Here is an 11,866-nt window from a genome sequence, read left to right on the forward strand (position 1 = left end):
AAGGAGATGAGCGGCGGAGCCCCTATCGATGCGGTGCGCACCGGGTCCGGCGCGGAGGCGGCGGTGGGCGCGGCGCTCGACGGCATTACCTCGGCCCGGCTCAGGATTGTCCCGCCGCTGCTGCTGGGCTTCATCATGCTGTTCGATTCCTGGGACAGCATCGCCATCGCCTATGTCATGCCGTCCCTGACCCGCGAATGGCATCTGACGCCGGTGGCCGCGGGCAGCCTGATCTCCGCGGGCTATGCCGGGCAGTTCGTCGGCGCGATCCTGCTGGGTTCGCTGGCCGAACGGTTCGGCCGGATGCCGGTGTTTCTGGCCTCGGTCGTCTGGATGGGATTGCTGGCGATCTTCTGCGCGCTGACGCCCGATTACGGGACGCTGTTCGCCCTGCGCGTGGTCCAGGGCGTGGCGATCGGCGGCGCGCTGCCGGTATCGATCACCTATATCAACGAAATCGCGCCTTCCGCCACGCGGGGCCGCTACTTCGGCATATTCCAGTTCATCACCATGGCCGGTTACGCGGCGGCCTCCTTTTCCAGCACGGTCGTCATCCCTTATCTGGGATGGCGCTGGCTGTTCGCCTTCGGGGCGACGCCCCTGTTGCTGCTGCCGGTGGTGGTGATGCTGCTGCCGGAATCGCCGCGCTGGCTGGTCCGCAGCGGTCGCGCGGCGGACGCGGCGCGGGCGCTCCGCAAATTCGGCGATCCCACCGCCGAACCGCAGGCGTTCCACGCCGCCGGGTCGACAGCCGGACCCGCGCCGCGCCTGCCAGCGACCGTCCTCTTCTCCCCCGAATTCCGGCGGCGCACGACGGTCGTCATGCTGCTCTGGTTCTTCACATCCTTTGCCAGCTTCGGGCTGACGACCTGGCTGCCGTCCATCTATGTGTCGGTCTTCCATATTCCGGTGGCGACGGCGCTGCGCTATTCGGCGACGGCCAGCCTGCTGTTCCTCGTCCTGGCCCCGACCATCGCGCTGGTGATCGACAGCGTCGGCCGCCGTCCGCTGGCGATAGGCGGATCGCTGATCGCCACCTGCGCGTTGCTGACGCTGGGCTTCACCCTGCCGAAGGATGTGATGATCCTGGTGCCATTGGTGATTGCGGGTCAGCTTTCGATCTTCACCGGCTCCATCGTCCTGTGGCCCTATACGGCGGAAACCTACCCCACCCATGTCCGGGCGGTCGCGCTGGGCCTCAGCAGTTCGCTGGCGCGGGGGGCGTCCACGCTGACGCCCGTCGTCGTGGGCGCGATCCTGGCGAGCGGGGCTTCGGTCGCCATCGTCTTCGGCATATTCGGCCTGTGCGCCGCCGGGGCACTGATCCTGTGGGTGACGGCCACCAAGGAAACCGCCCGGATGCGGCTGGACGCGATCTGATGCTGGATGCCGACGCGCGCGCCGTGCTCGACCTCATGGAAGCGAGCGGCAGGCCGCCGCTCCACACGCTGAGCGTCGAAGAAGCGCGGGCGGCCGTCCGCGCCTCGCTGGACGCGTTGGGCAAGCCGCCCCCGCCGGTCGGGGAACAGGATATTTTCGCGGACGGTCCGCTGGGCGCCGTCCCCCTCAAATTATACCGCCCCTTGCATGCGCCGGAGGATGTTCCGCTGCCGGTCATGGTCTATTTCCACGGCGGCGGCTGGATGACCGGGGATCTCGCCTATGGCGCATGGTTCTGCGCCTCGCTGGCGGATCGGGCCGGGATCGCGGTGGTTTCGGTGGATTACAGGCTGGCCCCCGAATATCCCTTTCCCGCCGGGCTGGAGGATTGCGTGGCCGCACTCCGTCATGTCCGTCGCGAGGCTCCGGCACTGGCCATTGACGGGACGCGCATCGCCGTCGGCGGAGATTCCGCTGGCGGCAATCTCGCCGCCGCGTGCGCGCTATGGGCGCGGGACGAAGGGCTACCGCTCAGCGCGCAGATATTGCTCTATCCGGTGACCGATCTGATGGAGGAGCATGAATCCTATCGCCGCAATGCCGACGGATTCGGCCTGACGGCGGATGCGATGCGATGGTTCCGCGACGCCTACCGGAACGGGGCCGATGCCGCCGACTGGCGCCTGTCGCCGCTGCGCGCCCGGCGGCTGAAGGGCGTTGCGCCCGCGCTGGTGCTGACCTGCGGCTTCGACCCCCTGTGCGCGGAGGGCGACGCCTATGCGGACCGGCTGGCGGGCGCGGGCGTACCGGTGAACCGCATCCGCTATACCGACCAGATACACGGCTTCGTCCTGTGGGCGAAAAGGGTGCGCGCCGCCGATCAGGCCCTGTCGCAAATAGCGGAGGAATTGCGCGGCAGGCTGTTCGCCTGAACCAGCGGGAGGATGATGAACATGGCAAAGGACCAGATTTTCGACACCCACGCCCATCTGATCGCGGATGACGACGTCGCCTATCCGCCGTCGCCCATGCGCGGCACGACCCATGTGACGCGGATGACCTATACGGCCACCGCCGAATGGCTGATCGGCCAGATGGACCGCAATGGCGTCGGCAAGGCGTGCATCGTGCAGCGCGGCCATGTCTATGGCTATGACAACAGCTACATCATCGATTCGGGCAGGAAATATCCCGACCGCTTCGTGCCGGTGGTCATATTGGACGCGCAGGATCCGGAAACGCCCGCCAGATATCGCGACATGGTGCTGAACCAGGGCGTGCGCGGCTTGCGCCTCGCCCAGACGCATTTCGAATATTACGACACCGCGTGGATGAATTCGCCCATGGCCATGGAATGCTGGCGGACGGTGGCCGATCTGGGGACGCCGGTGGCGATCATCTTCTTCCGCAGGCATTTATCCTGGGGCCTGCCGGCGCTGAAGTTCATCGCGGAATCCTTGCCGTCGCTGCGGATCATCGTCGATCATATCGGCACGCCGCACACCCTCTCCAACCCCGAAAAGGCGCGCTATGTCGAGGCGGGGCTGGACAGTTCGATGCCGCCGCCGCCGGATTTCGGCATTGCCGAGACCATCTCCATCTTCGAAAAACTGCCCAATGTCAGCTTCAAGTTCACGGAGATCAACATGGAACGGCTGGCCGACCAGAAGGCGGAACCCGCCGCCTTCATCCGGCGGCTTGCGGATGCCTTCGGCGCGGACAGGTTGATGTGGGGTTCCGATCTGGGGCAAAGCGAATGGCCCTATGAGGAAAAGGCGGCATGGGCGCGACGGGCGGCGGGCGAACTCAGTCCCGACGAACGGCGCGCCTTCCTCTACGAGACGGCGGAGAGGCTGTATGAACGCTGAGCTTCGGGTCGACACGCACGCCCATATCTGGGGGGAGGCCATGCCCTTCTGGAGCAAGGCCTGGAACCGGCCGGCCTACCCCTATACGGTCGAAACCTATCTCGAAACGCTGGACGCCAGCGGCGTGGAGTGCGCGGTGATCGCGGCGGCCAGCCTGTTCGGCACCTATAATGACTATGTGATCCGCGCCTTGCGCCAGCATAAGCGCCTGCGCGGAACCGTGATCGTCGATCCGGAGATCGGCCTGTATGAGCTGGAAGCGATGCGACGCGACGGCGTGGTCGGCGTCCGCCTGCAACTCTTCCACACCGACCTGCCGGACTTCGCCGATGACGGCCATAATCGCCTGTTCCATCGGCTTCGCGACCTCGACATGCATGTCCACGTCAATATCGAAGCGCATCGTCTTGCCGCCGTGCTGGAGGGCCTGCGACCTAGCGGGGTCAAGGTGGTGATCGACCATTTCGGCTGGCCGGACGCGGAAAAGGGGGTGGACTGCCCCGGCTTCCAGGCGGCGGTCGACGCCTGTCGCGACGGGCGGGCCTGGGTGAAGCTGTCCGGCGGTTTCCGGCGGCCCGATCAGGACATACCCCGCCTGTTCGCGCAGGCCTATGTCGAACGCGTCGGCACTGACAGGCTCTTCTGGGGCAGCGACGCGCCCTTCGTGGGCATGGAGGGCAAGGTGACGCACCGGGAGACGTTGGACCAGCTCAGCTATTGGCTGCCCGATCCGGAGATGCGCGCCGCTATCCACCGCAATGCCCATGATTTCTACTTCGCCTGAGCCGGGCGCGACGAAGGGAGTTTGAAAACGCCATTTGCCCGCGCCACCGTACCGTCGGCGCCCATCAGCACGCCGTCGCAAAAGGCGAGGGAACGGGTGACGCGCAACAGGCGAACGCGGGATTCCAGCCAGTCGCCGGGCAGGGCGCCGCGCATGAAGTCGATGGTCAGCGATATGGTGGGCGCATGGGGCACCGCGCAGCCCGCCTGCACGTTCAGCCCAAGGGAGACGTCCAGGATCGCCGAAAGCCAGCCGCCATGGGCATGGCCGGAATAGCTGCAATTATGCGAAGAAACCCGGAACCCCAGGCGGACGGCTTCCTCTGCGGTGGGTTCGAAGGGGTCCGCGATGTAGAAGGGGCCGTTGAGATGATGGAAGGGGTCGATGTCGGCGCCTTCCTTGACGCGCCAGCCGGGCGGGGCGGATAATTGCGGCGGGTTCATGACTTTTCTCCGTTATGGCTTGCTGCGGCGATGTGATACCGGTACCAATTTCTTAGGGACAGGATGATGGAAAGGCAAATGCCATGAAGAAGAGCAAGGTCATCATAAGCTGCGCGCTGACGGGGAGCATGCATACGCCCGCCATGTCGCCATTCCTGCCGATCACGCCGGAAAAGATCGCGGAGGAGGGGATAGCGGCGCACCGGGCGGGCGCGGCCATATTGCACCTGCACGCCCGCGATCCAGGCAATGGCCGCCCGACCCCCTCGGCCGAAGTCTTCATGCAGTTCCTGCCGCAGCTTCATGCGGAGACGGACGCGGTGATCAACATCAGCACGGGCGGCGGGCCGGGCATGACGCTGGAGGAAAGGCTGCGCGCGGCGGTGCAGGTCAGCCCCGAACTCTGCTCGCTCAACATGGGCTGCATGAACATCAACCTGTCGGACCTGGCGGGCCGGTATGACTTCAAACATGATTGGGAAAAACCCTTTCTGGAGGCCACGGAAGATCTGGTGGCCAAGAACACGTTCCGCGACATCCGCCATATCATAGAGACGTTGGGACCGGGCGGCACCCGGTTCGAGATGGAATGTTATGAGATCGGCCATCTCCACAATATCGCCTATTTCGCTGACAAGGGGCTGTTGAAGCCGCCCTTCCTGATCCAGTCGGTGCTGGGCGTGACCGGCGGCATGAGCGCGGACGCCGACAGCGTCTTCTTCATGCGCCAGACCGCCGACCGGCTGTTCGGCAATGATTATATCTGGTCGCTTTTCGGCGCGGGACGGCACCAGATGGGCGCGTGCACCATGGGGGCGCTGATGGGTTCCAGCGTGCGGGTTGGGCTGGAGGACAGCCTGTTCATCTCCAGGGGGCAGCTTGCCCACAGCAATGCCGATCAGGTGCTGAAGATCCGCCGCATCCTGGACGAGCTGGGCCTGGAGGTCGCGACTGCCGACGAAGCCCGGCAGATGCTGGCTCTGAAGGGGCGTGAGAACATCAACCTCTGAACGCCTGATCGGCTCCCGAATCAAAGACCCGTCATGCTGAACTTGTTTCAGCATCCATTTCTCCCCACGCGCCTTGGCTTGTGGGGCACGATGGACGCAGAAACAAGTTCAGCATGACGAAGGCGATAAAGGCGCTGTCCTAGGCCGTAAACTCATAAATGGCGCGTTCGAGGTTTGAGGCAAAAAGGCCCAGCACAAGAAGAGAGGGCGCAGGAATATGTCGATATTTCGAGCCCTCTTGACGCCGGGATGGGCCTTTTTGGTCAAATCCGCAGGACGTCAAAATGGCTTCCATCTCGAACCGAAATGCGCTTGCAAAGGTGTCCAACCTTCGCGGCGCGCATTTCGGCCCGATATGTTCGCCATTTTGGCGCCTCGAACGCGCCATTTATGAGTTTACGGCCTAGATCGTCTCCAGCTTTCGCCGCGCCGTTTCGGTCGTGGCGAATATCCAGAGCAACGCCGCCCCGAAGGCAAAGGCCGCGAAGGCGCTGTAGACCAGCGAAATCGCCGCCCCGGTGCTCAATATCACCCCCACGAACAGCGGCGTCAGCATCGACGCCGCCCGCGCCATGGAACTGGAAACGCCCATGCCCACCGCGCGCAGATGGGTGGGGAAGCTTTCCGCCGTATAGGGCCATTGGATGAAGGAGCTGAGCGCGCTGCCCAGCGTGCCGATCACCACCAGCGCCACCAGCGCCCCGGTGTCGAAGCGGAAGAGGGCGAGCGACAGCAGCGCCATCCCTGCCGCGATGCAGCCGCCGATGGCATAGGGCCGCCGCCCGACCCGGTCCATGGTCGCGCCGATGAACGGCGTGGCGATCAGGAACAATATCGGCGTCGCCGCAGCATAGCGCAGCGCGTCGGCCAGCGGGATATTATAGACCGTGACGAAGATAGACGGCGCCCAGGTGGTGAGCCCGAAATTGGTGAAGGCGACCGTGAACCAGATGCTCATCAGGATGACGGTCGATGCGCGCTGCCGGGGCGCGAACAGGGCGGAGATGGGAATCCTGGCCGGTCCCTGAAGGCTGGGCGCGGCGGGGCGCAAGTCGGCGTCGGTCAGATCGATCCTGCCGCCCAATTTGGCGAGCGCGCCCGGCACCTGTGCAGCGCGGCCGGTGCGCGCCAGCCAGCGCGGCGATTCCGGCAGCATCAGCATCACGACCGGCAGCAGCAGCAGCGGAATGCCGCCCAGCCCGATCAGCCATCGCCACCCCAGCATGGGTATGACGACGGTGCTGGAAAGGGAGGCGGCGGCATAGCCGCTCATGCACAGCCACTGGAAGATCATGAAATAACGGCCGCGAGTCATCGTCGGCGCCAGTTCGTTGATATAGGTGATCGAAACCGGCAGCGCGCCGCCGATCGCCAGCCCCTGAACGAAGCGGATCGCCAGCAGCGCCTCCGGCCCCGGCGCGACGGTGCAGGCCAGCGCCAGCGTCGCCATGACCGCGACGGACGCGACGAACACCGGCATCCGCCCGAACCGTTCGGCCAGCGATCCGAGCGCGATGGCGCCCATGAACTGGCCGATATATCCCGAAGAGATCAGCGCGCCCATCATCGCGGGATGCAGGCCCCATTCGCGGGAGAGTGATGGCATGACATAAGCGATGGCGATGCTGTCCCAGGAATCGAACAGCATGATGAAACCCATCAGCAAGGGTGCCAATATGCCCACCCGAAAGGTGCGGAGATTGTCGAGCGTGTCCCCCACGCGCAGTTCCAAAGGACTGGCGGCCGTCCTGTCGGCCTGAGCAGCGGTCAGGCTGTCCATGATGCGATCCTCTCCTGTTCCGGCCGGGCGTCCAGCGGATGCTGCGCCCTTTCTCGATGCCATTGCTTAGCTGTCCCGCAAGCAGGGCGCAATGATACCGTTCCCAAAATAACCGCGCCGAAGCTGCATGCATGATGGAGGACAGCCTTGCGCCACGCCGCCCCTCCGGCGCTTCCCCGCCGTCAAGCTCGCCAAACAGCCCGAAAAGCGCCAATCCGACCGCAGTCCTAAATCCGCCGCCCGACCATCCACTGAATTTCCTCGCCTTTCCGTCATGCTGAACTTGTTTCAGCATCCATTTCTCCCCACGCGCCAAGCTGGGAAGACACAAGCTGCAACCGGACCCAAGAAAATATCATTATATAACATATATTTAAATGCACTCCTCCGCCCCCGCAGCCGGAGCGCCCAAAACCATCGGCCACTCAATGCCGCGATCATGCGAGCAGCCCCAAAATCCAGCAAAAAATCTCGTGCCATGCTATGCGCATATATTATGCTGTAACGATACGTAGATATTCTCTGGCATAGTGGAGGCCATATTTCCTTGCCAAACGGGCGCCATATCGGCGCGAACGATGGCCCATGACCCCAGGCGGAACTTGCCTTCTCGGTCATTTTCGCCGTCACGCCGTTTGACACCGGCCCAACTCTGAGATACCGGTAACAAATATTCCGCCATTGCGCTGACGTCGCCCGGCAGGAAAAATAAGAGGAGGAGGGGTGAAATGAATTTGCAGGGTGCATTGCTTTGCCGCAGTTCGGCCTTCGCGCTGACATGCGCGGCCGTCGCGGCGCTGTCTCCGGCCTTCGCGCAGGACAATCCTCCTGCGGACCAGTCCCCGGCGCAATCCAGCGCCGCCGCCCCCAGCGACGCCGACATCGTCGTCACCGGTTCCCGCGTCGGCCGTAAGGGCTATGACGCGCCGACGCCGGTCAATGTCGTTGGGGAGGAACGGCTGAAGCAACTGGCCATCGACAATGTGGCGGACGCGCTGAACCAGATTCCGTCCTTCCGCCCGATCAACACGCCGGCTTCCACCTTCTTCCGGGTGTCCGGCAATATCGGCGCCCGCACGCTCGACCTGCGCGGCCTGGGCGCGACGCGGACGCTGACCCTGGTCGACGGCCGCCGCTTCGTGCCTAGCGCGGATGACGGCACGGTCGACATCAACGGCGTCCCGTCCATGCTGATCCAGCGGACCGAAGTCGTGACCGGCGGCGCTTCCGCCGCCTATGGCGCGAACGCGGTGTCGGGCGTGGTCAACCTGATCCTCGACACGAAACTCAACGGCATAAAGGCCAATGCCAGCTACGGCATCAGCCAGCGGGGCGACGCTTCCAGCCTGTTCGTCGGCGCTGCGGGCGGCACGGATTTCGCGGGCGGGCGCGGGCATATCGTCGCTGCCGTCGAATATGCCAGGGAAGGCGGCATCGGCCCGTGCGAGGAACGAAGCTGGTGCACCCGCTACACCAATTACGTTCCCAATCCCGGCTATAATACGACGACCCGCACCAGCACCAACGGCCTTCCGGCGACGCTGGTCCTTCAGGGCACGTCCTTCGTCTATAATGAGAATGGCATCCTGGTCGGGGCGCGCAAGCCCAACGGCACGGGTGGGACCATCACTTTGGGTCAGCAGGTGCTGAACACCGGCGCGACGTCGCTGCCCAACGCGCTGCGGGGCAAGCAGTTCGATTCCAGCGGCAATCTGGTCCCTTATCAGTTCGGCAATTATCTGAGCGGCATATTGCAACAGCTCGACGATCCGACCCAGCCTTATGCGTTGGGCCTCAGCCCACTGCCGCTGATGGTGCCGACGAAGCATGTGTCCGGCACGGTCCATGCCGATTATGAACTGACGGACGCCATCACCGCATCGGTCGAATTCATGTATTCAAAGGTGACGGGCGGCCCCACGGCCCGTTCCGCGCCGCTGGACGCGGGCGTCGCCATCGACATCAACAATCCCTTCGTGTCCAACGCGACGCGGGCGACCATCCTGGCCGCCGATCCGTCGATCACCCATCTGATCGTCAATTCGTCAAGCTGGGCGCTGGGCAGCCTGTCCAAGGCGACCAGCAAGGTGAACACTTATCGCGGCGCCTTCGCCCTGAAGGGCGAATTGTCCGAACATTGGGATTGGGACGCCTATTACACCTATGGCCGCGTCGACAGCCGGGTGGGCGCGGACAACAACCGCCTGGCCGAATGGAACAACGCGCTGGACGTGGTGTCCGCCCCCGCCGGTCTGCCCGGCATAGCGGCGGGCACGCCGATCTGCCGCACCACCATCGCCAATCCGACCAACGGCTGCATCCCGATCAACCTGTTCGGCTTCGGCAATATCAGCCAGGCGGCCATCGACCGCTACATCGTCCCCGAATGGCAGACCCGCCGGTTCGAACAGCATGCCGCCGCCGTCAACCTGCGCGGATCGCCCTTCTCCACCTGGGCGGGCGAGGTGAAGGTCGCCCTGGGCGGCGAATGGCGCCGCGACACGGCAGAGGGTGATGTCGATCCCAACACGCGGGCGGGCAAATTCATCGCCGCCAACGGATCGGTGCTTCCCTTCACCAAGACCAGCGTGGTCGAAGGCTATCTGGAGGTCGCCGTTCCCCTGCTCAAGGATTCGGCGCTGGGCCGGTCGCTGGATGTGGACGGCGCCATCCGCCAGACCCATTACGACCCCTTCGGCAACGCCACGACATGGAAGCTGGGCGCGGTCTACAGCCCGATCGAGGACATCACCTTCCGCGTGACGCGCTCCCGCGACATTCGCGCGCCCTCCGCCCGCGAATCCAGCCCCAACGCGACGACGATCCAGTTGCCGCTGCCCGATCCGTTCGTCGGCGGCACGACCAGCCAGTTCGTTGTGACCGGCGGCAATCCGGGGCTGAACCTGGAAAAGGGCGACACCTTCACCGCGGGCGTGGTGCTGCGGCCGTCCTTCATCCGCAACCTCAACATTTCCATCGACTATTATGACATCAAGGTGAAGGGCGCCATCGACTCCCTGACCGGGACCGCTATCGCCAACGCCTGCAAGCAGAAGAATCTGCTCTGCAACCTGATCCAGTTCAATCCCAACGGATCGATCAACACGGTCTTTTCCAATTTCCAGAACCTCAGCAAGCTTCATGCGGAGGGGATAGAATTGGTTTCCGACTATCAGGTGCCCGCTTTGGGCGGCAATCTCAATTTCCAGATCAACGGCAACTATGTGATCGACCTGTCGACCATCGACGCGACGGGGGTGAAGACGCAGCTCGACAACTGGACCGGCAACGCCGGATCGGTGACGAATATCCAGGGCGTGCCGCGCTGGAAACTGGACGGCGTGATCACCTATTCGCGGCCGACCTGGTCCATGACCTTCCACGGCCGCTATATTCCCCGCGCCCTGCTGGACCCGACCAAGATCGGCCCGGAACAGGCCGGTTACGACATCAACGATCCGAACAGCATCAGCGAAAACCATATTTCCGCGCGCTTCTACCTCGACATGACGGGAACGCTGAAGGTCAACGACTCCTTCGAGATTTTCGGCACCGTCAACAATGTGTTCGACAAGGACCAGCCGCAGGAACTGCGTTTGATCGGCAATCCGTTGCATTTCGATCCGATCGGGCGTTTCTTCAAGATCGGGGTGCGGACGCGGTGGTGACGGCAGGCGGCGGGCACTGGAGATAATCGATGTACGACAAGACCGACCTTCGTTCGACATTGGCAGGCTCCCCCGCCGGGGCCGCGCCGGTGGACCGGTTGTACGACGCGGAATATGGCCTGTTCTACCGCGATCCGCCGGTGGAGGATGATGATCGCGGCAGGAACTGGTATGTGCGCGGCCAGAATTTCGTCATCGCCTATAGCGAGGCGCTGCCCGGCGCGACCTTCGAACGGACCGGGCAGGCGGACGAATATATGGTCCTGCTGCCCGATGAAGACACCCCCGCCATCGCCAGCGCGGGGAACCAGAGCGAACGGAGCGGGGGATATGCGCTGTTCGTCATGCCGCCGGGCGACAGCCGGATCACGCTGGAGAAGGGTGGGCGCATCGTCCGCATCTTCTCCGCCCGGTCGCCGGATCTGGTGGCGAAATGCCCCAATGCCGACGCCTATGCGGATCGGCATGCGAACATCCCGCCCTTCCAGCCCTGGCCGGAACCGCCGGGGGGATACAGGGTGCGCCTCTATTCGCTGGACGTGCCAATCGAGCCGGGGCGGTTCGGGCGCATCTGGCGCTGCACCACGGTCATGGTCAACATCCCCAACAGGCAGAAGGGGCCACGCGATGTCACCAAGGTGTCGCCCCATCATCATGACGATTTCGAACAATGTTCGCTCGCGCTGGAGGGGGAATGGCGGCATCATATGCGCTGGCCCTGGGCAGTGGACATGAACAAATGGCATGACGACGTGCATGTCGCTGTGGATTCGCCGTCGGTGACGGTGATCCCGGCGCAGGTGATCCACACGTCCACCTGGCATTCGGACGCCAATCAACTGGTCGACATCTTCGCGCCGCCACGGATCGACTTCTCGCTGAAGCCCGGATGGGTGCTGAATGAGGGCGACTATCCGATGCCGGCCCAATAGG

The 11,866-nt window shown here is 64.1% G+C and carries 9 protein-coding genes; 7 read left to right on the forward strand and 2 right to left on the reverse strand.

What is annotated here, in order from left to right; all coding sequences use genetic code 11:
• The first annotated feature begins 6 nt into the window (after positions 1 to 6).
• From BV95_RS09245 to BV95_RS09260, 4 genes are read left to right on the forward strand one after another with little or no spacing between them, the layout of a single operon-like run.
• Positions 7 to 1,380 (forward strand): MFS transporter, encoded by a 1,374-nt coding sequence (locus tag BV95_RS09245; protein WP_037450449.1) that lies wholly within the window; start codon positions 7 to 9, stop codon positions 1,378 to 1,380.
• Positions 1,380 to 2,312, forward strand: a complete 933-nt coding sequence (locus tag BV95_RS09250; RefSeq protein WP_037450451.1) for an alpha/beta hydrolase — start codon at positions 1,380 to 1,382, stop codon at positions 2,310 to 2,312. Before BV95_RS09245 ends, BV95_RS09250 begins: the two co-directional genes overlap by 1 nt.
• A gap of 21 nt (positions 2,313 to 2,333) precedes the next feature.
• Entirely contained in the window at positions 2,334 to 3,248 is a 915-nt protein-coding gene (locus BV95_RS09255) for an amidohydrolase family protein (RefSeq protein WP_037450579.1), read from the forward strand.
• Complete coding sequence (locus BV95_RS09260) at positions 3,238 to 4,032, forward strand: amidohydrolase family protein (protein ID WP_037450453.1); 795 nt, start codon at positions 3,238 to 3,240, stop codon at positions 4,030 to 4,032. The genes BV95_RS09255 and BV95_RS09260 overlap by 11 nt, the downstream gene beginning before the upstream one ends.
• On the opposite strand, the gene BV95_RS09265 is transcribed toward BV95_RS09260, so the two are convergent.
• The gene (locus BV95_RS09265; protein WP_051749677.1) at positions 4,020 to 4,475 is read right to left on the reverse strand and encodes a PaaI family thioesterase; all 456 of its coding nucleotides are present in this window, start codon (positions 4,473 to 4,475) and stop codon (positions 4,020 to 4,022) included. The two genes, BV95_RS09260 and BV95_RS09265, sit on opposite strands and share 13 nt — an antisense overlap.
• Before the next feature lie 83 nt (positions 4,476 to 4,558).
• Here BV95_RS09265 and kce point away from each other — a divergent pair, with 83 nt between their 5' ends.
• Positions 4,559 to 5,485: a 3,5-dioxohexanoate:acetyl-CoA acetone transferase gene (gene kce, locus BV95_RS09270; protein ID WP_037450454.1), complete on the forward strand. Its 927-nt coding sequence runs from the start codon at positions 4,559 to 4,561 to the stop codon at positions 5,483 to 5,485.
• A 403-nt stretch (positions 5,486 to 5,888) separates the two neighbouring features.
• On the opposite strand, the gene BV95_RS09275 is transcribed toward kce, so the two are convergent.
• Positions 5,889 to 7,265 carry an MFS transporter gene (locus tag BV95_RS09275; RefSeq protein ID WP_037450456.1) on the reverse strand — a complete coding sequence of 459 codons (1,377 nt, stop codon included), beginning with the start codon at positions 7,263 to 7,265 and terminating at the stop codon, positions 5,889 to 5,891.
• Positions 7,266 to 7,993: 728 nt separating this feature from the next.
• Between BV95_RS09275 and BV95_RS09280 the strand changes: the two genes are divergently transcribed.
• Together BV95_RS09280 and BV95_RS09285 are read left to right on the forward strand one after the other, a co-directional pair.
• Positions 7,994 to 10,933 (forward strand): TonB-dependent receptor plug domain-containing protein, encoded by a 2,940-nt coding sequence (locus tag BV95_RS09280; RefSeq protein ID WP_037450459.1) that lies wholly within the window; start codon positions 7,994 to 7,996, stop codon positions 10,931 to 10,933.
• 29 nt (positions 10,934 to 10,962) lie between these two features.
• On the forward strand, positions 10,963 to 11,865 hold the full coding sequence (locus BV95_RS09285) for a hypothetical protein (protein WP_037450462.1): 903 nt from the start codon (positions 10,963 to 10,965) through the stop codon (positions 11,863 to 11,865).
• Position 11,866: the final 1 nt, after the last annotated feature.

The sequence above is a fragment of the Sphingobium chlorophenolicum genome (assembly GCF_000722875.1).
In the GTDB taxonomy this organism is placed as follows: domain Bacteria; phylum Pseudomonadota; class Alphaproteobacteria; order Sphingomonadales; family Sphingomonadaceae; genus Sphingobium; species Sphingobium chlorophenolicum.

Bases quoted from the DNA above. Each gene is read 5' to 3' on its own strand.
- BV95_RS09245 (WP_037450449.1), top strand. From the start codon at position 7: ATGAGCGGCGGAGCCCCTATCGATGCGGTGCGCACCGGGTCCGGCGCG.
- BV95_RS09250 (WP_037450451.1), top strand. From the start codon at position 1,380: ATGCTGGATGCCGACGCGCGCGCCGTGCTCGACCTCATGGAAGCGAGC.
- BV95_RS09255 (WP_037450579.1), top strand. From the start codon at position 2,334: ATGGCAAAGGACCAGATTTTCGACACCCACGCCCATCTGATCGCGGAT.
- BV95_RS09260 (WP_037450453.1), top strand. From the start codon at position 3,238: ATGAACGCTGAGCTTCGGGTCGACACGCACGCCCATATCTGGGGGGAG.
- BV95_RS09265 (WP_051749677.1), bottom strand. From the start codon at position 4,475: ATGAACCCGCCGCAATTATCCGCCCCGCCCGGCTGGCGCGTCAAGGAA.
- kce (WP_037450454.1), top strand. From the start codon at position 4,559: ATGAAGAAGAGCAAGGTCATCATAAGCTGCGCGCTGACGGGGAGCATG.
- BV95_RS09275 (WP_037450456.1), bottom strand. From the start codon at position 7,265: ATGGACAGCCTGACCGCTGCTCAGGCCGACAGGACGGCCGCCAGTCCT.
- BV95_RS09280 (WP_037450459.1), top strand. From the start codon at position 7,994: ATGAATTTGCAGGGTGCATTGCTTTGCCGCAGTTCGGCCTTCGCGCTG.
- BV95_RS09285 (WP_037450462.1), top strand. From the start codon at position 10,963: ATGTACGACAAGACCGACCTTCGTTCGACATTGGCAGGCTCCCCCGCC.